Origin of the sequence: Nostoc punctiforme PCC 73102 (genome assembly GCF_000020025.1) — a bacterium.
In the GTDB taxonomy this organism is placed as follows: Bacteria; Cyanobacteriota; Cyanobacteriia; order Cyanobacteriales; family Nostocaceae; genus Nostoc; species Nostoc punctiforme.
Genome location: NC_010628.1, coordinates 2899968 through 2924418, shown reverse-complemented (window position 1 = coordinate 2924418; position 24451 = coordinate 2899968). Strand labels below are relative to the sequence as shown.

The window sequence follows — 24451 nt, the reverse complement described above, 5'->3', positions numbered from 1 at the left end:
ATTTAGCCGTTGCAGAACTACAGCCAGTATATGAAGTGTCAAAATCGTAAAGGTATTGTGGGGTAATACTTTCATCCTCGATAATTTGTAATTTTAATCCCATCAGTAGAGGGTCTTGTTTTAAGTCTTCCCTCAGCAGATGCTTTTATACCAAAAGGATCTGCCAAACCGAATCTTCGCGCCAGATTTACCGCCAGCTCCCCACTCCAATGACCCACATCAGCAGTGATTTCGCCAATCTTGGGATACACTGCGATCGCTTACCCCTCACATAAGAGAGCGATGCCTACATAGCTAAACTACGCATCCTTAACTTTGACGATGTAATATCTGCTTAACTTCATAGAATTGACAATTTGCCAATGCCTGCACTGTCACAGAAACCATCGGTAAGTACTGGAATTTCACTAAAAAATGATGGGGCTTCATGTTGCCCAATAGGAATTTCAACTCTTTCTGTCTAGCGGTTAAGATTCATTAGACATCTTGCAAAAGTTCCTTTTGCAAGATGTCGGAGAAAGGTTAAAGGGTTAAGGGGGAAAGGGATGGAATTTTCCCTTTCCCCCTTAACCCTTCCCCTTTCCCCCACTTCTGCAAGAAGTCTATTACCTTTGACTAGGCTAAATAAGCCGTATCCCGGTTCTCCCTTATGTGTCAATACTTCTCCGGTGCCTAGTTCATCCGTTTGAGCGCGATCGCAAATCTACTCTAATTGCTCTTTAGAGAGCTGTTCAAACAAATCTAAGTCGATCAATTCTTCAATACACAACATGAATCAACCTCCTTAGTTTGTCTTGCTCAAGCTAAAGATTGTTCAGATAGCGCTTACTACCGCAACTGCCATAAGGAGTAGATCAATTATTCCAATAATTTGATATTAACTTTACAAAGGTCAGAAAATAGTGAATTTTTATTCAAGAATAAAAATTAAACTTGCGTAAGAGAACGTAGAAGCAGTAAATTTATCAAAAGACTTACACCGAAACTATACGGAATTATTTACCTTTTGTATCTTATTTATTTGTGTGAATAAATGTTTTAAACCCTTTATGAATATCCTATGTAATTCAGTAATGTAATCCTTGGTGGAAAGGCTTTGTGTTCTTTGCTATCACTTCCTTTTATCAGATTTATGATGAGTATTTCAGTAAGATTATAGGCTATTTCCCATATAAAAGTTCATGTAATTGTTTAGCGATTCTTCTAACTAATTTAAAGCAACATAAGACTTTGACTTTATAAGGAATTAATTCACTCAAAAATTTAGTTGAAGAAGAATTCAGAAGTCAGAATCAAGATGCGACGCTCTCTACGAGACGCTGTGCCGCAGGCTTTACGCTGCGTTATCCGCTTTTTCGATCAGGAGTCAGAATGGGCTAAACGCCCCGCTACCGCTAACAGAATGAATTAATTTGTTTTGATTAAAATCACTCGCGCTAAACCAGAAAACTCAATGCTGTACCACAATTTTCAAACTCAAGCCGAGCTAGATTACCAGTACAATCCCAGTGAACAAGGTCTTGATATACCTGGATATATGAATTTGTATGCCACAAACAGTGCTAAGGTGCGTGAAAAACTACGCTGTCATCTAAATGTTGTTTTTGGTTCTACCGTAGTCGAACATCTAGATATTTTTCCTGCAACGCAACCACAAGCACCAATTTTGGTATTTATCCACGGTGGCTATTGGATAATGTCCAACAGTAAAGATTTTAGCTTTGTCGCCCAAGGTCTTGTAGCTGCCAATGTAACAGTGGTAGTGGTCAACTATGGCTTGTGTCCCAAAGTAACCATTGATGAGATTGTCCGCCAAAATCGTTCAGCGATCGCCTGGATTTATAATCATGCAGAAAGCTTTGGTGCAGACCCCAATCGCATCCATGTAGCTGGTCACTCAGCCGGTGGTCACTTAACTGCGATGCTCATGGCTACAGACTGGAAAAACGACTATGCACTACCAGATGACATCATTAAAGGTGGTTGTGCTATTAGCGGTTTGTTTGATTTAATGCCATTTCCATACACCTGGCTACAACCCAAAATACAACTTACTTGGGCTGAAGTTCTTCGCAATAGTCCTATCCGTCATCTTCCTGAAAAAGCTGGTTCTCTACTTGTAACTTATGGCGGCAAAGAGACTTTAGAGTTTCAACGACAATCCCTAGATTTTCTGGCTGCATGGAAAGAAAAAGAATTGCCTGGTGAATATTTACCACAGCCTAATGAAAACCACTTTACAATCGTGAATGGTTTTTTAGATACTGACAGCTCATTATGCACGGCTATTTTGAGACAAATAATAGCTTTGGAAAAGGAACCCAAATTTTGAAGCTTTAGAGTCAATACAGTTCGCTTTCTTCTAATACTACAGTAAGTAGGTTGGCACAATAAAATCAAACTATGTAATATTAATGAATTAGGCTAAAACCCTTATACCTATTGCCTATTGCCTATTGCCTATTGCCTTATCCCAACGATAATTATTTACGCCCACTTATTTAGAGCAATTCTTTTTATCTTTTAAAAGCGTCGGGATGAGGGGGCTGGCACTGCAATCGTTAAAGTACTGCAACAAATATAATTGTCATAATTAATCCCTGTGGTTAGGGATTAATCTAGCGATCGCTCATACGGAACCGCGATCGCTTTTCTACTGAATCAAGCCGCGATCGCACTACTTTATGAATTCCGCGCAACCGAACCTACGAAGCTTTTGCAGCAAGCCTTAACTAGAGATTTTTACCACTCATTTTTACTTTTGGGTAGTAAAATATCTTGCACAAAGCGATCGCGTCCTGCTGCCTTTGCTTGATACAATGCCCGATCTGCTGCGGCAATCATTTCTTCCAAGTCAGAATCTGACTGAGGAATTTCTGTCGTAAACCCAGCACTAATGGTTACATAAGGACTAACTTCGGAATTTTCATGAGGTATTGCCAATTTTCGGACAGTATGGCAAATTTTCTTGGCAACATGAGTCGCCCCTTCGGTGTCTGTGTTAGGTAAAATCACAGCAAATTCTTCTCCACCATAACGGGCAACTAAATCTCCGGGACGTTTAATAATATCTTTGATAGCCTTAGCAATTTCTTGAAGACAGCGATCGCCTACTCGATGCCCATAAGTATCGTTATATAATTTGAAGAAATCAACATCGCAAAGAATCAGGGAAAGAGGCCGTTTATCCCGTTTTAGGCGCTGCCACTCTTGGTTAAGATACTCTTCAAAGCGTCGACGGTTAGCTATTTGAGTTAATCCATCAATAGTAGCTAATCGCTGCAATTCCAAATTAACGGCTTCCAGTTTTTGTTGTAACTGAGATTGCTCAATCAAGCGTTTTACCCGTTGTCGTAAAACTGGCCAGTGAATCGGTTTGGTAATATAGTCCATTGCTCCCACTGCAAATGCCCGGTCAACTGACTCTTGATCCTCAAGTCCTGTAATCATTAAAACTGGAGTGTGCTTGCTGCAATCAAGAAGCTCTAAGTGAGTGCAACACTCGAACCCATCCATATCCGGCATGATGGCATCAAGAAGTATTATGTCAGGGTGCAGTTGGTTAAAAGCAGTTAAAGCCTCTCTGCCATTTTGAGCTTCCGCTATTTTATAGCCTTCCCGCTCCAAGAAATGCCGAAGTATCATGCGGATAAAAGGCTCATCATCAACAATTAGAACTAAAGATTGGCTTTCTTGAGCAGTAGCTGTCATGGTGTTTCCTTCGCAAGTTCTTTTTCTAAGGCAGTTTTAACTTGTTCATATTCCTGGTATAACTGCGGGAGTAATTCTATGGTGTTTTCTAATTCACTGCTCCGTCCCTGTGCTTCTAAAACCTTGCAAAGCTGTGCTAAAGCGATCGCTCCAATTGAACCACTGCTAGACTTAAGTTGATGGGCTGCTTTCCATATAGTCTGGGCATCCCGAGTTGCGATCGCAGTGCTAATATCTTGTACCAGTCTCAGTGTTTCTGTAAGATAACACTTAATTAGTTCAGCAAATACAACACGATCGCCTCTGACTATATCCCGTAAGGATTGGAGAATTTTGGCATCAATTTTGTCACTTTTTAATGTCTGGTTTTGCCCTTCTTGGAAAATATTTTGCAAAGGTTGCAATTCTAAGTACCTCACTCGATCTTGTTTGACTATGGGAGTGACTTCAAGACTTCTTTGGCGTGGGCATTTGCTGAGTGCCTGAGCTAACTTTTGAAGCTGAATCGGTTTGCTAATGTAGTCATCCATACCAGCAGCAAGACAGACTTCGCGATCGCCTCGCATTGCATTGGCAGTTATCGCAATGATATGGGGACGAAAACCGACTTTCCATTCTTGACAGATTCTTCGAGCTGTTTCTAACCCATCCATTTCGGGCATGTGGACATCCATCAACACTAGGTCATAAGGCTGTTTTTGCAAAGCCTTGAGTACTTCTACCCCATTAGTTACGACATCAGCTGAATAACCTATTTTCTGTAGCATCAGTAAGGCAACTTTTTGATTGACAATCGTATCTTCTGCCAAAAGAATCCGTAGTGGCAGTGGATGGGTCAAATGCCGATCAACCAAGGGAAAATCAGTAATACTCGCTTCGCTGGGCTGATTTCCTAAAACACGGGTTATAACATCGTAGAGTTGAGACTGTTTGATCGGTTTACTCAAAGAGGCAGCAAACTCGACATCACCAAAGTCAGAGAATGTTTCTTCTCTACCTAAAGAAGTAAGAATCACTAAAGGTAGATTTTGACAACCAGATTGCCTGCGGATTTGACGAGCTAGGGTTATACCATCCATTGCTGGCATTTCCATATCTAAAATGGCAATATCAAACTGTATTCCCTGAGCAAGTTGAGCTAACGCTTCTTTAGCAGATTTGGCAGCATAAGTTTCCATTTCCCAAGACTCTGCTTGCAAGCTGATAATTTGACAGTTAGTCAGATTATCGTCCACAATCAACAGGCGCTTTCCCTGAAGCTGCATCGGCGAATTACTAAATTCAGCTTCTGGTACAGCAGGCACTTGGGCAGTAATGGTGAAGTAGAATGTTGAACCTTGGGAAGAGTAAGGAGATGATAATGATTTTCTACTTTTCCATCTAGGACTAGGATTGCCACCAACAATCCCTTGGCTCTCCACCCAAAGAGTTCCTCCCATCATCTTACTAAGCCGCTTGCTAATTACTAGCCCTAGCCCTGTACCGCCATATCGTCGAGTCATGGAGACATCAGCCTGAGTGAAAGGATGAAATAACCGCTCTATCTTCTCTGGTGTAATGCCAATACCTGTATCTTTGATGGCAAATTGAATTTGGATTGGGGACTCGGAAGAGGCAGAGGGGCGGGCTTGCCGTGAGCTTGTCCTGAGCGTAGTCGTGGGCGCAGCTTCTCGTAGAGAAGGGCGTAGCCGAACGAGGGAAGGGTGCAGAGGAGAGGAATTTTCCCCCTGCTTGACTGAATCCCCAGCCCCCAGTTCAACAGAGAGTACCACTTCTCCGCGTTCAGTAAACTTAATGGCGTTGTTGAGGAGATTCATTAAGACTTGGCGCAGACGTGTCATATCGCCAACGATCTGAGTTGGAACTTGCGGTTGGATTAGGTAAACTAGTTCGATATTTTTTTGGGCAGCTTTCGGGGCTAATAGAGAAATAGCCTGTTCTACACAAGCTCTCAAATCAAAAGGCTGTTCTTCTAACTCCAGCTTTCCCGACTCAATTTTGGAGAAATCTAGAATGTCGTTGATGATGGTGAGCAAAGCATCTCCGCTACTGCGAACTGTTTCTACAAAGTCTTGCTGTTGCGGGGTGAGGTCAGTATCCAGCAGGAGATCGGTCATGCCAATAACAGCATTCATTGGAGTCCGAATTTCGTGGCTCATCATTGCCAAAAACTCACTTTTTGCCCGATTTGCGGCTTCAGCCTGACGTTTTGCCTGCTCCAAGGCAAAGTTTTTCAAGGTAAGTTCTTCCCGTCGGTGGGTTTCTTGTTCCAGTAACTGAGCCTGTGCGAGAGCAATACCCAGTTGAGCCGCCACTGCTTCTAGTAATTCGATTTCGTCTGGTGTCCACTGGCGAAAATAGCTGCACTGATGTAATCCGATCGCACCATTGGGTTCTCCTTGATAGGAGGTGCGGATTGACAGCATAGACTTCAGTTCAATTTTTCGGCAGATAGGTTCAGCTGCCTGGAGTAAAGGATCGGCATATACATCCGGGGAAGCGATCGCACTTTCTTGTGCCATCATCTGCTCTGCATGAGGATTGTTAGTCATGGGAACTTCCAATTTCAGCATGGAGCAATAACCGGGGAGTGTGTTATATTCTGCTACTAGGGGGATTCGAGGTGTAGGGTCGCTAATGTAAGAATGGATTAGACAGCGATCGGCTTTAAAAGCTTTTCCAATTTGGGTAGCAGCCGTCTCAAAGATTTTGCTGGTATCAAGACTTTGACGAATTTCTTGAGTAATTTGTTCAAGTAATAGGGTGCGATGCAATTGCCGTTGCAATGCTTCTTTAGCTCGTTTATTTTCGGTAATGTCGTGATTGATGCCAACAGTGGCAACAGTTTCTCCTTGTTCATCCTGTAAAGATACTACTGTTGTTTCGCAAATTGCCTGACTGCCATCTTTACAAAGAAAGTGTATTTCCCCTGACCAGCGTGCTTGCTGGTTGATTTTTTCGAGAATTTTGGCGCTTAATGTTGCGGCTACTTCCGGCCGATGCAAAATACTGATATGTTTAGCCAAAATCTCGGCTTTGGTATAGCCAAACATGCTTTGGGCAGCAGGATTCCAGTCAATAATATTTCCGCCTAAATCTGTGATAATTACGCCATCATGCATGTTTTCAAAAGTGAGGGCTTGCCGACGCAGACTGGCTTCGGCTTGCTTGCGCTGGCTAATATCTGTCTGAATTCCAATAAAGTGGCTTAATTTGCCATTTTCGTCATGAATAGGAGAAATACACAACTCATTCCAAAACAAGACACCATCTTTACTATAGTTACGGAGAATAACTTTGCAACTTGTTCCAGCTTGAAGAGATGAACGCAGTTCATTGAGTGCTGGTTGCTGGCTATCTGTGCGTTGCAAAAATCGACAGTTTTGCCCAATCACATCAGCAGCAGTGTAGCCTGTTATTTTCTCAAAAGCGCAGTTGACGTAAATAATCGGATTATAGGGAAGTCTGGCATCGGCAATAATAATTCCATTACTGGTAGCAGCAAGTGCCCTCTCTCTGAGTCTCAAGGTTTCTTCAACCTGCTTTAAATCAGTAATGTCAAACATAAACCCCCTCAGCGTAGTAAGAGTTCCTGCTTCCTCAACTACGCTAACAACGTCTCGTAGCCAAACAACTCGCCCATCGGCTGCTAACATCCGATATTCTAATTCGTGATTCTCACATCTAGCAGTTGCTTCTTGACGAAAACGAACAGACTTTTCTTTATCATGCGGATGCAGATGATTGATCCAAAAGTTTTCTTCGTACCAGTCTGCGATCGCATAATTTAACAAATCTACCGCTTGTGGCCCAACGTAAATAAATCGCCAAGTTTTCAAGTCTAATTCCCAAGGGATGACTTTGACAGTTTCCAGTAACTGGCGCAGACGATTTTCGCTGGCGCGGAGGGTAATTTCTACCTGTTTCTGCTCTAAAATCCTATGAGTTAGATCCTGATTTATGAGTGCTATTTGCTGATTATTTACTTTTATCGCCAGGGCAAAACAGATTGATAATGTCAGCGTGACAACCAATAACCCTGTAATCAATACTACTGGTTTTAATAACCCTGGAGTCTGAATTGAAAGTCTCTGCCAGAGTAAAACTACAGAGATTGAGAAGAAAATCCCCAACAACAAAGCTAGTAATTTTCGTTTGCGGAAAAATATTACAGCTTTTAACCAGTGATATCGGCGCTGTTTGACCACTTATTGACCCTCAAGCACTTCCTTTCAGGGCTTATTACACTAACCTTTACTTTTAAGTAATTTAAAATATCAATAGCAAGGGGGCAATTACGGATTTTTTGAAGTAATTAGGACTTACGCATTGACAAGAAAGGCCAAGTATAGATGATTTGAGAAACCAGATCCGTCGTAGAGGTAATTCATGAATTGCTCCTACCACACAGATTTATTTCCCATCATTAATGATTAATATAAATCTGAAACGACGTATTTACTTTGACTCACAACATGACTCTTTTGTGCAGTACGTAATTCCTAGTAATATATTTGTATATAATTTAATGGTAAAAAATTTAATAACTTCTGGTTCTAATTAAGTAAGTGGGCGAGAATAAATCAAAGTAAGTTAAGTAATGTAATAAATATAGCGGCTTCTAAGCAAGTAAGGTAAAAAAATGCAGAACTCACGCATCATATATAAAGAGTTTCTACCTTTTGCCTTCTCCCCTAGTAGCTTTGTTTTTCATGCAAAGGAAAACTGCTGTATTGAAATTAGTTTGTAGTGAATGCTACACTTATACATTTTTAATTTTTTGCTCGCAAAAGAAGAGATTAAGAGCAAGGGTTAAAGGGATTGGATTTTCCCCTTAACCCTTCCCTTTTCACCACAAGAATGTAAAAAGATACTAATGAACAGAGTAAGGACAAAGCACCCCCTACGCGAACACAATCTATAACGAAAATTTCTTTCTCTGTTCCCTATTTTCAAGATAGGTCTATTGCGTAAACTTGTACTTTAAATCACAGATGCTTCGCGTTGGCAATCAAAAACAACCATATAGGAAGCATTTGGAATTTCCTGGGGGAGGTGTCGCATATAGCCATCGGCATCAGAACGGCTGCGGAAGCGAGCAACAATTTCCCGTTGCGTATTAGGAAGCTGACGAGCGATCGCCCAAGAATTGAGGCGTTCTTTATAAGCAATAGGCTGATTGTCTGATTTAGAAGCTTGGTTAACCGTATTTTCTGGCATAATGATGTTATCCGTATGAAGTTTAATGAAGGGCGTTAATTAGTTTCTAGGTAGGAATGCACTAACGCTTTTTTTTATGCTGCTGCCACCTTGTTATTCGATTATTAATAAGTTGTCAACACTTAGCGCTAAATTTTAGACCAAATAAGTTCTAATTTTCAGGTAGCTATGAATCTCAAAGCCTTAATTTGCAACTGTTTCCAGCACCAAAAAATCTTCAAGCAGAAGGTTTGCCAAATATTCAGCTTTCATGATTTGTTTGCATACGCAGAAGTAAAATCAGTATCAGTGGTAAGATTAACGCTAATGTCTTAAAAGAGACTCTCAAAAGTTCATTTGAGAATGAATATTAACGTTCCTCCGATAAAATTATAGTTATCATAATGGAAACACCATTTGTAACATCAATCATTCAAAAAGTAGCAGAAGAAATAGGAGCAGTAGTTTTAGTAGACCCAGAATGCATCTTTGTGGGATTAATTACTTTTAAAAACGGGAATACAAGTTTTTTCAGAAATACCAGATTTAGTATTAATTCTTCGGGTTCAACGGCAATAGCAAAAGATAAAAGTGTTTCCAGCTTTTTTTTGAATAATTTTGGCTACAAAGTTACCGAAGGAAAAACATTTTTTAGTGAAGAATTATGCGAAGAAATAGGTAATATTAGAAATATAGATCAAGGATTTTATTATGCCAAAGAGTTAGGATTTCCTGTAATTGTCAAACCAATTAATCTCAGTCAAGGAATATTTGTTACCAAGGTTCATAATAAGCAAGAATACTATCAAATAGCCAAGAAAATCTTGCAAAAAGTCTCAGGCTTTATTGTTGAACGATTTTATAATGGTAATGATTATAGAATTGTAGTACTTGATGATGAAGTAGTTTCAGCATATCAAAGAATTCCCCTATTTATAACCGGAGATGGCCAGTCTAATGTTTTAAAGCTTATGCAACAGAAGCAAGAAAGTTTTATCAAAAATGGTAGAAAAGAAATTATAGATTTTGATGATTACAGAATTAAAAAAAACTTACGAAGACGGAAGCTAAATTTTAGTAGTGTGATACCTAAGAATAATATTGTATATCTTTTAGATAATGCAAATTTATCAACTGGAGGTGAAGCAGTAGACTTTACAGAAAGCATTCATCCTGATTTTCAAAAACTCGCAGTAAGTATTACAAAAGATATGCAACTGAGATTAGCAGGTGTGGATATTCTTGCTAGTGATATAACCTCACCAATAGTAGATTATACAATCCTTGAAGTAAATGGCGCTCCTAGCTTAAGTCACTATGCATCTTTTGGTGAAGTTCAGACCAAGAGAGTAGAAAATCTATATCTCAAAATTCTCAAAATACTTGAAAACGAAAATAACAGAGAAAAGCATTGATTTTGGCTGGAGGCGCAGCAATTCATACTCCTATAGGAATCTGCTTTGATTTTTGTTCGCGCAATGTAGCGTTGACAGGTAAGAGGCAAGAGGCAATAGGCAATAGGCAAGAGGAAAGAAGGATTTTTCAGTTATACTGAGCTTTTTCAAAAATCAAATATGAGTCCTATATCTAGCTATCTATTTACCACTTCTTATCTAGAAGGGATTCAAATTCAGCTTGTAAGGCGGTTATATCTGCCAATCTTGCGACTAGTAAATTATCTTTACCAGCATTACTTAAACGTACTTTCCAATAACCAATACTGTCTGAGTTGTTCAACCAAAACTGAATCACGGTATCTACCACTTGATCTAGATTCCAACCCCACTTGGCTGGAACAGATTCTACCGATTCTAGAAAGGTATCTAGTGTACACGTATACATCCCCAAGTATTCCACACCTTGGTGGGGTGGTTTTTGCTCATTTTGCTGTTGGTGATTAAAAAACTGCAAAAGTGGAGATACTCCTACAATATCAAAAGTGTATTTCATGCTAGTACTCCGAGTTATAAATTACTTGCAGGAAGCTTTACTTTCTCTCTATTATAATACTTTTGACCTAACTTAAGCATCTATAAAAAGTATACTTTTGATTTATGTCATAGGTGTTAAAGTTCAGTTAGAAATTAGCACTAACAAGCCTTGAGTGCTAAGTTTGTTTAATAGTTTGATTTATTATTAAATAGTTTTAAGTATTAATTAACGAGTGCGTATATTTTTAATATTTAGTTAAATAATTACGCTTTTAATTTTAAAGGCTTTATGGTTCCTAACCCTTATTTCTTAAAAAGAAGGGAATTAGAACTAGCCTTTTAAGGGAAGCTAGTCGTGTGCATATTTACCCCATTGAGCGGACTACTATAGGTTGGGGCAATAGGTATGTGGTGAAATTTTATGTTTTACTACCAGTTAAAGAGCCGAATATTGTTAAAGTTAATCACGTCAATTTCGACACTCTGAAGATAATTTGCTAATTTAAGATCATCAGTTAGTACAAGATACTTACCTGCTTTTGGAGTCTTAACCCAGCCAGAATTCCAGTACCAAGTATCTAAGTGAATGACTTCTAAGCCTAAGATGGTTCACAGTTCGCGGGCTAGGGTAGATTTACCAGCATCCTCCGAACCAATAATCAAGATTTTCTTCATCTTAGGTTTACAACTTCCTTTTCAAGCTCATGAGGGTAAGCATTACTCACCCAAATAACCGTCTTCAGCGCAACTCAATACGCCGCTACAATAGTACCACTACAAGGATTATGCCGAAATTAGTGATATTATGACGACTGCTACAACTGTAAAAACTGAGTATGAAGCGATTATTGGTCTAGAAACCCATTGTCAGCTGAGTACCAAAACCAAAATTTTCTCTAATAGCTCTACGGCATTTGGTGCTGACCCAAATACTAACATTGACCCGGTTTGTATGGGTTTACCTGGGGTCTTACCTGTACTCAATGAAAAAGTATTAGAATACGCTGTCAAAACTGGTTTGGCACTGAATTGTCAAATTGCCAGATATAGTAAGTTTGACCGGAAACAATATTTTTATCCTGACTTACCCAAAAATTACCAAATTTCTCAATACGATCTACCGATCGCAGAACATGGTTGGCTAGAAATAGAATTGGTAGATGCTGAAGGCAATCCCAGCCGCAAACGCATTGGTATTACACGTCTGCACATGGAAGAAGATGCAGGAAAATTGGTACACGCCGGCAGCGATCGCCTTTCTGGTTCTTCCTATTCTCTGGTAGACTACAATCGCGCAGGTATACCATTAGTCGAAATTGTCTCGGAACCCGATCTGCGTTCTGGATTAGAAGCTGCTGAATATGCCGAAGAGTTACGCCGGATTGTGCGGTATCTCGGCGTGAGTGACGGTAATATGCAAGAAGGATCTCTGCGCTGCGATGTCAATATTTCTGTGCGTCCAGTGGGACGAAAGGAGTTTGGCACTAAGGTAGAAATTAAAAACATGAACTCGTTCAGCGCCATCCAACGAGCGATTGACTACGAAATTGAGCGCCAAATCGCCGCCATTGAAGCAGGCGATCGCATTATTCAAGAAACTCGGCTGTGGGAAGAAGGCGCTCAACGCACAAGTAGTATGCGGGTAAAGGAAGGTTCTAGCGATTACCGCTACTTCCCCGAACCAGATTTAGCACCAATTGAGGTGTCAAATGAACAATTAGAAAATTGGCGTAGCGAACTACCAGAATTACCAGCCCAAAAACGCCATCATTATGAAAGTGAGTTAGGGCTTTCGGCTTACGATGCGCGAGTGTTGACAGAAGATCGTTCAATAGCCGAATATTTTGAAACTGCGATCGCATCTGGAGCAAATCCCAAAGCTGCTGCAAACTGGATTACTCAAGATATCGCAGCCCATCTTAATAAGCAAAAACTCACTATTACTCAAATCGAGCTGACTCCCACCAATTTAGCTGAGATCATTACTCGCATTGAAACGGGCAAAATTAGTAATGCTCAAGCTAAAGAAAAACTGCCAGATTTGCTCAGTGGGATTTCTCCTGAAAAAGCCTTTGCAGGTCTTGAGTTAATTACCGATCCTACTGTACTAGAACCTATCGTTGATGAAGTCATAGCCGCCAATCCTAAAGAACTAGAAAAGTATCGCAACGGTAACACCAACCTTAAAGGCTTCTTTGTGGGACAAGTTCTGAAAAAGACAGCCAAACGTGCTGATCCTAAGCTGACTAACGAATTGGTAGAAAAGAAACTGAATGCTTAGTAGTCTGTCAAAGCAGGTTTGAAGGGTGAGAGAGTAGGGAGTAAGGGAGCAGGAGGACAAGGAGGACAAGGAGGACAAGGAGCAGAAGAGGAATAAGAGAGAATTATTAAACAAGTTCCTTCTTTGTCTCCCCCCTCTCCCTTGTCTTCCTTCTCTCTTCCCCCTGCCCCTCTGCCTCTTTTCAATGCCCAATGTCCCATACCTAAAGTAAGTATTTTCTCGGTGTTTCTTCATAAAATCTTTATATAAAAACTGGTGACTACCCGCATACCTAAAATGATATAGTGTGGTAAGTAGATGCACCCTGATGATCTGGAGAGCTGCCTAAGTAGCTCTCTTTTTTATCTAATTTTGTGGTATTTACGGAGTAGCTCATTAAAATTTTAGAAATAATCTTAATCAATAAGTATTAACTTTTAAATAATCAAATATATACTGTGAGTAAAAGATGCACCGTAATGCTCTAGAGAGCAACTTGGGTCGCTCTCTTTTTTTATATTTGTCTTTCTTCATAAGAAAGGTAAAAACAATTATGCTAATCGCCAACTGGTGCATTATTATTGCCATCAGCAAATAAACTCATAATAGTCACTGGGAATTGGGGAGCAAGGGAACCGGGGGTAAGCTCATAACTCTTATACAGATGCGATTAATCGCGTCTCTTCGCACTTTTTTAAAGCACAAATTGACCTATCCAACCTGATAGTTATAAGGAAGAATAATGGCAGATTGGCAAAGAATCACAGGTGGTATCACAGCACCAAGGGGGTATCAGGCGGCGGGAATAACCGCAGGGTTGAAACCTTCGGGGTTGCCGGATTTAGCATTGATATTTTCAGAGGTGGAAGCGATCGCAGCTGGTGTATTCACCACCAGTCAAGTTAAAGCTGCCTGTGTCGAATATTGTCGCCAACGCTTGCAAGCTAAACCTAGCGCTCGTGCCATCCTTTGCAACGCTGGACAAGCAAATGCCGCTACAGGTAATCAAGGCTACCTTGATACCCTAGAGTCTTCTCTGGCAATAGCTCACGCACTAAACATCTCGTCTGAATCTGTCTTATTGGCTTCCACTGGCGTGATTGGTCAAAGAATTAAGATGGATGCGTTGCGAAGTGGGATTCCCAAGGTAGTAGCAGCACTATCAGCAACAGGTTCAGATGCCGCAGCTGGGGCGATTATCACTACAGATTTAGTAACAAAATCCATTGCCCTAGAGACAATTGTAGGTGAACGCCCTGTCAGAATTGGGGGCATTGCCAAAGGTTCCGGTATGATCCATCCCAACATGGCAACCATGTTGGCATTTGTTACTTGTGATGCTGTGGTTTCCCCAGCCCTGTGGCAACAAATGTTAGCAAGAGCGGCTGATAGAAGCTTTAATTCCATTACCGTGGATGGCGATACCAGCACCAACGACAGCTTAATCGCCTTGGCAAATGGTCAATCTCGTACCCCAGCAATTATAGAATGGGGCGCAGAAGCAGAGAAATTAGAAGCCATGTTAACAGCAGTTTGCCAGCATTTAGCCAAAGCGATCGCTCGTGATGGTGAAGGCGCAACCTGTCTAATAGAAGTGGAAGTAACAGGGGCCCATGATGAACTCTCAGCCCGACAAATAGCCAAAACCATCGCTGGTTCATCCTTAGTTAAATCTGCAATCTTTGGACGAGATCCCAACTGGGGACGCATCGCCGCCGCCGCCGGACGTGCAGGTATACCATTTGAGCAAGAAAACCTGCAAATTAAGTTAGGGAATTTCTTAATGTTAGAAAACGGGCAACCCTTAACTTTTGACCGTGCAGCAGCGAGTGCTTATTTGAAAAAAGCAGCGACGGGTGCTTATCTCCAAGATGATACGGTGTTAATCTCCGTTAATGTTGGCAACGGTAATGGTGTGGGTAAAGCTTGGGGTTGTGATTTGAGTTATGACTACGTGAGGATTAACGCCGAATATACTACGTAAACTGCTCACAAAAGCTACAAGGGATTTTCAAACAAGAAATAAATTATTCAATATGTATGGGGTGGGCAAAGATGTCTACCCCATACATATTGGAAATTCATAATACCATTTGATTTTAAGGTTGATACAAATACATTGTGAGGGAAACTATGTACCTGTAATATCGTGTCCGGCTAAAGACTTATCATTTAGACCGCAGGAGGCAGGGGGAAAGAGGCTTTTTCGATTTTTGCACAGATGCGGTAATCATAAGTGATTGACCGGACTTGATATAAATCATAATTTAAATATAATAGTCTCCATAAATAAGAGTTTATATATGACCAATTACGGCTAAAAGGAAGTTATAAAATAAGCGAAAACAGTAAATCATAGTGTAAATATAATAGTCTCCATAAACAATAGTTTATATATTCAATACCTTAGCCAAAATCAGAGGGTGAAGAGAGAGGGCTGATGTAGTAGAGTTATTGTCTTCCCAAACGACAACTCAAAAGCCACAATCAACCCATGCCCGATATCTTATCACTCCTGCAATGCCTGCTACCGCAGATAAACGCGACAACGATGCGGCAATTGAACCAAATTATCCTGGCAATGTTAGCTCTAAGTGGTCGAGTCACGATGTTGGGAATTGCCCGTTGGGCAGGTGATGGCGGTAGCTATCGGACAATGGGGAGATTTTTTTCTACAGTAATACCTTGGGCAACATTGTTTTGGCTGTTTTTTCGTCAACATTTGTGGCGAAAAAATGATGTGTATTTGCTTGCAGGAGATGAAGTTGTAGTTAGTAAATCGGGGAAGCAAACTTACGGAGTAGATAGATTTTTTTCTAGCCTGGCTAGTAAACCAATTAATGGTTTATCTTTCTTCGTATTGTCATTAGTAAGCGTAGAAGGAAGGCAATCATTTCCGATTGGAATAGAACAGGTAATTAAAAGTGATGCCCAAATAAATAACACCTTGCCAATCAAAAAAGTAAAAGCTAAAGAGAAACGTGGACGGGGACGACCGAAAGGCAGTAAGAATAAAAACAAAACCGAAGTGATATTAACATCTGAACTCTTGTTAATTAAAAAGATGATTAACTCACTATTTGAGCTAGTAGCTAACTTTATCCCCTTGACATACTTGGTAGTAGATGGTCATTTTGGTAACAACAATGCCTTGCAGATGGTACGACAAGTTAACTTGCACATAATTTCCAAGCTGCGCCATGATTCAGCATTATACATCCCTTATGAAAATCCTGACTCGAATAAACGTTCTCGTCGTAAATACGGGGAAAAACTAGACTACCGTAATCTACCTGAGAAATATTTGTGTAAAAGTGATATTGAAGATGGAATTCAAACTGATATTTATCAAGCTACTCTTCTTCACAAAGAATTTGCTCAGTCTCTCAATGTAGTTATTTTAGTCAAAACTAATCTTAAAGCCAATATACGTAGCCATGTAATTTTATTTTCCAGCGACTTAGATTTGACGGCTGACAGAATTATTGACTATTACAAGCTTCGTTTCCAAATCGAGTTTAATTTTCGGGATGCCAAGCAATTCTGGGGCTTGGAAGATTTTATGAATCTGAGCCAAACTGCTGTGACTAATGCTGCTAATATTGCATTCTTTATGGTCAATTTATCCCATCATCTTCTAGCTGATTTCCGTAAACATAATCCTGGTTCTGGCATTATTGACCTGAAAGCTTATTACCGTGGTTTTCGATATGTTCATGAAATGTTAAAAATACTTCCTCAAAAGCCTGAGCCTATTTTACTAGCCCAAATTTTTGCCAAGCTCACTTCTTTGGGACGTATTCATCCCCTTTCCACAGGTGTTGAACCCTCGTAAATTGGCAACGGTATTGATATTAGAAATTATTACTATAGTTAAGGAAAATAGATAAATTTTTCCTTATGCATCCAATCTAATATTTGTTTAATAATTCGAGATACCGAGTGAACTAATTTGGCTTCAAAGGCTGTAAACTGATTTCAACAAGGTGAATGATGCCTCTGCGTCACACTAGAGCAGAGCCAATAAATTAGCCGAGTTTTTATATAAGTAGACGGGTCATTGGTGAAATGGCTGCGTTTACATTGTCAAATATAGCTTGATTAATCATTAAATAGCGCAATAAACATAATGTTTTTTGCCTAAATTGTCATAGCTATAAAAAATAAAATTTACCTTCAAAGGAGATATTATGACAGAATTTTTTAATCAAATTTCTCGCCGCAAATTCATTTTCGCAGCCGGAGCATCTGCAAGTGCTGTATTCCTTAAAGGCTGTTTGGGTAATCCCCCCGAAAACTTAACTGGTGGAAGCACTAAAGCACAACCAACTGCTCAGTCGGTTGCTAATATTAGTTCCGAACAAGCACCAGAGACTACTACAGTCAAGCTTGGGTATATTCCTATTGTAGAAGCGGCTCCTTTAATTATTGCTAAAGAAAAAGGCTTTTTTGCCAAGTATGGCATGACTAATGTTGACCTTTCCAAGCAAGCTTCTTGGGGTTCAGCAAGGGACAACGTAGAAATTGGTTCTGCTGGTGGTGGTATAGATGGCGGTCAATGGCAGATGCCAATGCCACATTTAATCACAGAAGGTTTAATTACCAAAGGCAATCAAAAAATTCCCATGTATGTCTTATGTCAATTAATTACACATGGAAATGGAATTGCGATCGCAAACAAGCACCAAGGCAAAGGTATTAGTTTACAACTCGCTGGCGCTAAGTCTTTGCTTAAGGAATCAAAATCTTCAACACCCTTCACGGCTGCATTCACCTTTCCCCACGTCAACCAAGATTTGTGGATTCGCTACTGGTTAGCAGCAGGTGGCTTAGATCCAGATGCAGATGTCAAGTTGCTCACAGTACCAGCAGCGCAAACTGTGGCCAACATGAAAACAGGAACAATGGATGCCTTTAGTACAGGCGACCCCTGGCCTTATCGCCTGGTTCAAGACAAAATCGGCTACTTAGCAGCATTAACCGCAGAAATTTGGAAGAATCATCCTGAAGAATATCTTGCCATGAGAGGCGATTGGGTTGATAAAAATCCCAAGGCTACCAAAGCAATTTTAAAAGGAATTATGGAAGCCCAACAATGGCTAGATAATTTTGATAACCGCAAAGAAGCGGCTCAGATTTTGGCTGGACGAAATTATTTCAATCTTCCTTCACCAGAAATACTGGCTGATCCATACCAAGGGAAGTATGACATGGGTGATGGTCGCAAAATTGATGATAAATCAATGGCTGCTTATTACTGGAAAGATGGAAAAGGAAATGTTTCTTATCCATACAAGAGTCATGATTTATGGTTCATAGTTGAAAACGTGCGTTGGGGATTCTTGCCAAAAGATTACGTAGACAATAATGCTGCTAAGGCTAGAGAACTTATCAACAAAGTCAACCGTGAAGATATTTGGAAAGAAGCTGCCAAAGAAGCTGGAATTGCCGTTGCCGATATTCCTACAAATACATCCCGTGGTGTAGAAGAGTTTTTTGATGGCATCAAATTTGACCCCGAAAAGCCAGAAGAATATTTGAAGAGTTTGAAAATCAAAAAAGTCAGTATTTAGAGGCACGATTCATCACTTTTAGAGACGCGATTAATCGCGTCTATGACAAATAACAAATAAAATTTGCGGAAAATACAACATCATGACAATAGCTCAAAAACGCCCTGCAAACCCTAGATTGAATAATAGCTTTATTTCCGGTCTGCAAAAGCAATTTCCTGACCTGATACCACCAGCGATCGCCATCTCAATTTTCCTCGTTCTCTGGCAACTCTTCGCTTGGGTTCCGGGAGCTACATTACCAGGCCCAATACAAGTTATCCAAGACACTTGGGTTTTGATTTTCTGGCCATTTTATGACCGAGGTGGTATTGATAAAGGTCTGTTTTGGCAGATTCTCGCTAGTCTGCAACGAGTTGCCATTAGTTATACCCTAGCTGCAATCGTTGGTATTGGCTTGGGTGTTTTGATTGGTGTCAATAAAACCATGTCCAAAGCTTTAGATCCCATTTTTCAACTACTGCGAACTGTACCACCCCTAGCTTGGGTACCTATTTCTTTAGCAGCTTTAAGACAAAACGAACCAGCTGCCTTATTCGTAATTTTCATTACTGCAATTTGGCCCATATTAATTAACACTGCTGTCGGCGTTACCCAAATTCCCCAAGATTACAACAACGTCGCCAAAGTTCTGCAACTTAGCCGCAAAGAATATTTCACTAATATTTTGATACCTTCGGCATTACCATACATATTTACTGGCTTGAGAATTGCAATCGGTCTAGCTTGGTTAGCAATTATCGCCGCAGAAATCGTCATGTCCGGTATTGTTGGAATCGGCTTCTTTATCTGGGATGCCTATCAAAATAACAACGTCAGCGAAGTAATTTTAGCTCTAGTTTATATCGGCGTTGTTGGGTTGCTCTTAGATAAAGCGATGGGTTGGCTGCAAAACAAGATTTTACCAGCAGAACAGAAATAGGTAATGGGGAAGAAGCAGGGGAGCAAGGGAGAGGAGTTTTCCTCTCTGTCCCCTGCACCCCACCCCTTTGCCTCTTTTAGATGACCAATACCAAATACCAAATACCGAATATCTTATGTTTGTAGCTGTCGATCAAATTGAAAAAGTTTTTGAATTAACTGGTGGTGGCAAATATATCGCCCTCAAAGGAATCGATCTCCAAATTAAAAAAGGAGAATTTGTCTCTCTTATTGGTCACTCCGGTTGCGGCAAATCCACCTTATTAAATATGATTGCGGGTTTGGATTTGCCCACTGAGGGTATTGTCACCCTAGAAGGACAAAGAATCACCAAACCCGGCCCAGACAGGATGGTGGTGTTCCAAAATTATTCGCTATTACCTTGGCGGACGGTAAGAGAAAATATTGCCCTCGCCGTGGACTCGGTAATGAAGGGTTTACCCGCAGATGAACGCAACGCCATTATCGAAAAACATATAAATATGGTGGGTTTGCGTCCCCATGCTGATAAACAACCGGGAATGTTATCAGGTGGACAAAAGCAGCGAGTTGCGATCGCCCGCGCCTTAGCAATTCGTCCCAAATTACTCTTGCTAGATGAGCCTTTTGGTGCATTGGATGCACTCACACGCGGCAATTTGCAAGAACAACTCATGCAAATCTGCGAAGAAAATCAAGTTACCGCTGTGATGGTGACACATGATGTCGATGAAGCGGTGCTGTTATCTGACAGAATCGTCATGTTAACCAACGGCCCCGAATCTAAAATTGGTGACATTCTCGAAGTGGATATTCCCAGACCCCGTAAGCGGATGGAAGTAGTAGAACATCCCAGCTACTACAGCTTGCGGAGTGAGATGATTTACTTCCTCAATCAGCAGAAACGGATTAAGAAAATTCGGGCGCGGAAAACTGCTGACATTGCCCGTCATGGATTAGAAAAAGTTAATCTAGAAATTGGCTTTTTACCTCTGACAGCTTGCGCCCCCTTAGCAGTTGCTAAAGAAAAAGGCTTTTTTACCAAGCATGGTTTAGATGAAGTTAACCTCGTGCGCGAAAGCAACTGGCGGGGTATCGTCGATGGCATAAGTGGCGGTTATTTGGATGCGGCTCAAATGCCTTCAGGGATGCCGATGTGGTTAACTTTGGGAGGACATAATAATCAACCTCTGCCCGTTGTCACCGCCCTTACCATGACTCGCAACGGTAACGCCATCACCTTGGCAAAACACTTTTACGACCAAGGCGTGCAAACCTTATCAGATTTCAAAAGATACCTGCTTCGCACCCGCGAACAACGGCACACAATGGGGGTAGTGCATCCCGCATCTATGCACAACTTACTACTGCGTTACTGGCTAGCGGCTGGTGGAATTGACCCGGATTGCGATGTGGACATGAAGACTATTCCCCCAGCGCAGATGGTAGCTGACCTAAAAGCCGGAAGCATTGATGGTTACTGCGTGGGTGAACCTTGGAACTACCGCGCGGCTGTGGAAGGTGTTGGCTTTACCATCGCTACCGACTTAGAAGTTTGGTTGGGACACCCCGGTAAAGTTCTTGGTGTGCGGGAAGATTGGGCAGAAACTTATCCGAATACACATATTGCTTTGACCAAAGCTTTGCTAGAAGCTTGCCAGTACTGTGCAAATCCCGACAATGCCCAAGAAATTCGCCAAATTTTAGCAGGGCGGGATTATGTTAGTACCGATTTAGAATACATTCAACTCGAAGATCCAGATAGTAATGTCTGTAGTTTAGATCATCCGTTGCGCGACTATGCTCATCACCAGTTTTATTCTGAATCTGCCATTAACCGCCCCAGTCGCACCGAACAAATTTGGATTATGAGTCAATTGGCGCGTTGGGGTGACACTCCCTTCCCCAGAAATTGGGTAGAAGTTGTTGAACGGGTTTGTCGAGTGCGTGTTTTCAGCACCGCCGCACGAGAATTAGGTTTGGATATTAGCTATATTCGCCAACCGATCAAACTGTTCGATGGCACCCCCTTTAACGCCGACGATCCGATCGCTTATCTCAACAGCTTGAAAATTAAATGTGATCTTTTATCGCGGAAGTTGTTCTTGATGCACCAAGAAGAAAACTTGCGTCATAAAAAAATCGTGACAGAAAGAGGGAGTGGAAGGAGTAAGACATCTTACTTCTTGTGGGGTGGGCATCTTGCCCGCCTCTGATTACGGGCGGGCAAGATGCCCACCCCACAACATTAAATAATTTTAATTGTTAAAAATCTCTTGAACTCCATTAATGAACCTCTGAACTCCATTAATGAACCTCTGAACTCCATTAATGAACCTCTGAACTCCATTAATGAACCTCTGAACTCCATTAATGAACCTCTGAACTCCGTTAACGAGTTTTTGAACTCCATTAATGAACCTCTGAACTCCATTAATGAACCTTTGAACTCCGTTAACGAGCCTTTGAACTCCATTAATGAACCTCTGAACTCCGTTAACGAGTTTTTGAACTTCATTAAGAAACCTCTTGCAGCGAGTAGTCCCCAATCCCTAATCCCCAGTCCCCAGTCCCCAATACCCAAATACCAAATACTATGCAAAACCGCAACTCAACAACTACAGACCTACTAGGAAAACCATTCGCAACTGCAACCACCAGCCGCAGACCTTTCCTAGAAATTAAAGACGTTACCAAAGTCTATCCCACAAAGAAAGGCCCCTTCACCGTACTCGACGGTGTTAACCTTAACGTCGAACAGGGCGAGTTTATTTGCGTCATCGGCCACTCTGGCTGTGGCAAATCGACACTACTAAATATGGTATCCGGTTTTAACTTTCCCACCTCTGGGGAAGTGTTGCTGGAAGGAGAACCCATTACCAAACCAGGCCCAGACAGGATGGTTGTCTTCCAAAACTATGCCCTGTTACCTTGGCGAACTGCCTTTGAAAACATCTACTTAGCTGTTAACGCCGTTTATCCCAACAAACCACAAGCTGAAAAAAGAGCGATCGTGCGCGACCACCTAGCAATGGTGGGACTGGCTGATGCAATGGAAAAGAAACCAATGCAAATGTCCGGTGGGATGAGACAACGGGTTTCCATCGCGCGTGCTTTGGCGATTCGTCCGAAAGTTTTAATTTTAGATGAACCTTTTGGGGCGCTAGATGCCATCACCAAAGAAGAATTACAAGAAGAACTGTTAAAAATTTGGGGCGATAACCGTTGTACAGTGCTGATGATTACCCATGATATCGACGAGGCACTATTTTTAGCAGATAAATTGGTAATGATGACCAATGGCCCACACGCGAAAATCGGCGAAGTCATGGAAATTCCTTTTTCTCGTCCCCGCGATCGCGCCCGCATCATGGAAGATCCACAATACTACCAATTACGTAATTATGCTCTAGACTTCCTCTTTAATCGCTTTGCCCATGATGACGTAGGTTAAACTAATCGTCATTCTCCTAATTTCTAAAATGGTTCCTTCCAAACGAGTTTATTTATTGCTGGTTTTAGGTATAGCGATCGCCCCGATCCTATACCTTTTTCTCAGCATTAAAGTAACCATCGCCATCATTGTGCTATTTAATGCCATAATTCTTGGATTGATGGTTGCAGACGGTTTGCAGGTGCGGCGTTCTCGCGTGCAAATTACCCGCGAATTACCCTCACGATTATCCATTGGGCGGGATAATCCGGTGATGCTAAAAGTAACATCGCCAAATACCAACGCCTTAATTGAAATCTGCGATTACTACCCAACAGGTTTTGGTATATCAGCACCCACACACCGAGCTATTATTCCCAGTAATACCACACAGGAATTGACATATACTGTCAACCCAAAACAGCGCGGTGAGTTTCCTTGGGGAAATATTCAAGTCCGACAGTTGGGAATTTGGGGATTAGCTTGGGACGATTGGCAAATTCCCCAAAGTCTGCCAGTGAAAGTTTATCCTGATTTGGTGGGATTGCGATCGCTCACAATTCGTTTGACATTGCAATCATCAGGATCGATGCGCCAATCTCGTAAAACTGGTATTGGTACAGAGTTTGCCGAACTGCGGAACTATCGCACTGGTGACGATTTGCGCTTTATTGATTGGAAAGCTACCGCCCGTCGGGTTGGTGCTTATGGGAATGCAACGCCACTGGTAAGGGTTCTAGAACCAGAACAGGAACAAACTTTATTAATCTTGCTCGATCGCGGACGCTTAATGACTGCAAAGGTGCAGAACTTGCAGCGATTTGACTGGGGTTTGAATGCAACCTTATCCTTAGCATTGGCGGGCTTACATCGAGGCGATCGCGTGGGTGTTGGTGTATTTGACCGCCAGATGCACACCTGGATTCCCCCAGAACGCGGTCAACATCATTTGAATCAGCTAATCGATCGCCTGACTCCAATTCAACCAGTATTATTTGAATCTGATTATTTGGGGGCGGTAACAAATGTTTTACAGCGACAAACTCGGAGGGCGCTTGTAGTTGTAATTACTGACTTAGTTGATGTCACCGCCTCTATGGAACTCCTGGCTGCACTCTCCAAGTTAGCGCCTCGCTATTTACCATTTTGTGTTGCTTTGCGAGATCCACAAGTTGACCATTTGGCACACACTTTTACAGATAATGTTACAGATGCTTATGCGCGTGCAGTGGCACTTGATTTATTAATGCAAAGACAAGTAGCATTTGCTCAATTGAAACAAAAAGGTGTATTGGTACTAGATGCGCCAGCAAATCAAATTGCCGATCGGGTAGTTGAGCAATATCTGCAACTCAAAGCGCGGAATCAACTTTAGTAGAGACGCAAAACTAATTTTCAGAAAAAAGTGGTAGCTAGAAATTGTCCAGACTACCACTATGCGAGA

The 24451-nt window shown here is 41.3% G+C and carries 16 protein-coding genes and 1 pseudogene; 11 read left to right on the top strand and 6 right to left on the bottom strand.

Annotated elements, in window-relative coordinates:
* Nucleotides 1-71: 71 nt before the first annotated feature.
* A complete protein-coding gene (locus tag NPUN_RS11885) occupies nt 72-251 on the bottom strand; it encodes a hypothetical protein (protein WP_041565349.1) in 180 nt (59 codons plus the stop codon).
* A gap of 1166 nt (nt 252-1417) precedes the next feature.
* On the opposite strand from NPUN_RS11885, the gene NPUN_RS11880 reads away from it, so the two are divergent.
* Nucleotides 1418-2332 carry an alpha/beta hydrolase gene (locus NPUN_RS11880; protein WP_234711094.1) on the top strand — a complete coding sequence of 305 codons (915 nt, stop codon included), beginning with the start codon at nt 1418-1420 and terminating at the stop codon, nt 2330-2332.
* 410 nt (nt 2333-2742) lie between these two features.
* Here the strand turns inward: NPUN_RS11880 and NPUN_RS11875 are convergent, their stop codons facing one another.
* The 3 genes from NPUN_RS11875 to NPUN_RS11865 all read right to left on the bottom strand — a co-directional run bounded on the left by NPUN_RS11875 (nt 2743) and on the right by NPUN_RS11865 (nt 8931).
* The gene (locus NPUN_RS11875) at nt 2743-3711 is read right to left on the bottom strand and encodes a response regulator (RefSeq protein WP_012408926.1); all 969 of its coding nucleotides are present in this window, start codon (nt 3709-3711) and stop codon (nt 2743-2745) included.
* The gene (locus tag NPUN_RS11870; RefSeq protein ID WP_012408925.1) at nt 3708-7919 is read right to left on the bottom strand and encodes a PAS domain S-box protein; all 4212 of its coding nucleotides are present in this window, start codon (nt 7917-7919) and stop codon (nt 3708-3710) included. The genes NPUN_RS11875 and NPUN_RS11870 overlap by 4 nt, the downstream gene beginning before the upstream one ends.
* A gap of 775 nt (nt 7920-8694) precedes the next feature.
* Nucleotides 8695-8931 carry a hypothetical protein gene (locus tag NPUN_RS11865; protein WP_012408924.1) on the bottom strand — a complete coding sequence of 79 codons (237 nt, stop codon included), beginning with the start codon at nt 8929-8931 and terminating at the stop codon, nt 8695-8697.
* Nucleotides 8932-9314: 383 nt separating this feature from the next.
* Between NPUN_RS11865 and NPUN_RS11860 the strand changes: the two genes are divergently transcribed.
* Nucleotides 9315-10325, top strand: coding sequence for a cyanophycin synthetase (locus NPUN_RS11860; RefSeq protein ID WP_012408923.1), 1011 nt, complete (start codon nt 9315-9317; stop codon nt 10323-10325).
* A gap of 184 nt (nt 10326-10509) precedes the next feature.
* Here the strand turns inward: NPUN_RS11860 and NPUN_RS11855 are convergent, their stop codons facing one another.
* On the bottom strand, nt 10510-10860 hold the full coding sequence (locus NPUN_RS11855; protein ID WP_012408922.1) for a hypothetical protein: 351 nt from the start codon (nt 10858-10860) through the stop codon (nt 10510-10512).
* Between the two features lie 567 nt (nt 10861-11427).
* On the opposite strand from NPUN_RS11855, the gene NPUN_RS41770 reads away from it, so the two are divergent.
* From NPUN_RS41770 to NPUN_RS11820, 7 genes and pseudogenes are all read left to right on the top strand, one after another.
* Nucleotides 11428-11574, top strand: a complete 147-nt coding sequence (locus NPUN_RS41770; RefSeq protein ID WP_167315612.1) for a hypothetical protein — start codon at nt 11428-11430, stop codon at nt 11572-11574.
* Between the two features lie 72 nt (nt 11575-11646).
* Nucleotides 11647-13122 carry an Asp-tRNA(Asn)/Glu-tRNA(Gln) amidotransferase subunit GatB gene (gene gatB, locus NPUN_RS11850; RefSeq protein ID WP_012408921.1) on the top strand — a complete coding sequence of 492 codons (1476 nt, stop codon included), beginning with the start codon at nt 11647-11649 and terminating at the stop codon, nt 13120-13122.
* 721 nt (nt 13123-13843) lie between these two features.
* Nucleotides 13844-15085, top strand: coding sequence for a bifunctional ornithine acetyltransferase/N-acetylglutamate synthase (argJ, locus tag NPUN_RS11840; protein ID WP_012408920.1), 1242 nt, complete (start codon nt 13844-13846; stop codon nt 15083-15085).
* A 510-nt stretch (nt 15086-15595) separates the two neighbouring features.
* A complete protein-coding gene (locus NPUN_RS11835) occupies nt 15596-16936 on the top strand; it encodes an IS4 family transposase (protein ID WP_012407308.1) in 1341 nt (446 codons plus the stop codon).
* A 355-nt stretch (nt 16937-17291) separates the two neighbouring features.
* The gene (locus NPUN_RS11830) at nt 17292-18674 is read left to right on the top strand and encodes a CmpA/NrtA family ABC transporter substrate-binding protein (RefSeq protein ID WP_012408919.1); all 1383 of its coding nucleotides are present in this window, start codon (nt 17292-17294) and stop codon (nt 18672-18674) included.
* A gap of 82 nt (nt 18675-18756) precedes the next feature.
* Nucleotides 18757-19596, top strand: coding sequence for a nitrate ABC transporter permease (gene ntrB / locus NPUN_RS11825; RefSeq protein WP_012408918.1), 840 nt, complete (start codon nt 18757-18759; stop codon nt 19594-19596).
* Nucleotides 19597-19711: 115 nt separating this feature from the next.
* Nucleotides 19712-21711: pseudogene (locus NPUN_RS11820) on the top strand (ABC transporter ATP-binding/substrate-binding protein).
* Between the two features lie 111 nt (nt 21712-21822).
* On the opposite strand, the gene NPUN_RS11815 reads toward NPUN_RS11820, so the two are convergent.
* Entirely contained in the window at nt 21823-22176 is a 354-nt protein-coding gene (locus NPUN_RS11815) for a hypothetical protein (protein WP_234711093.1), read from the bottom strand.
* Between NPUN_RS11815 and NPUN_RS11810 the strand changes: the two genes are divergently transcribed.
* Entirely contained in the window at nt 22171-23028 is an 858-nt protein-coding gene (locus tag NPUN_RS11810; RefSeq protein ID WP_012408916.1) for a nitrate ABC transporter ATP-binding protein, read from the top strand. The genes NPUN_RS11815 and NPUN_RS11810 overlap by 6 nt on opposite strands.
* A gap of 28 nt (nt 23029-23056) precedes the next feature.
* Nucleotides 23057-24382 carry a DUF58 domain-containing protein gene (locus NPUN_RS11805; RefSeq protein WP_012408915.1) on the top strand — a complete coding sequence of 442 codons (1326 nt, stop codon included), beginning with the start codon at nt 23057-23059 and terminating at the stop codon, nt 24380-24382.
* The last annotated feature ends 69 nt before the right edge of the window (nt 24383-24451 follow it).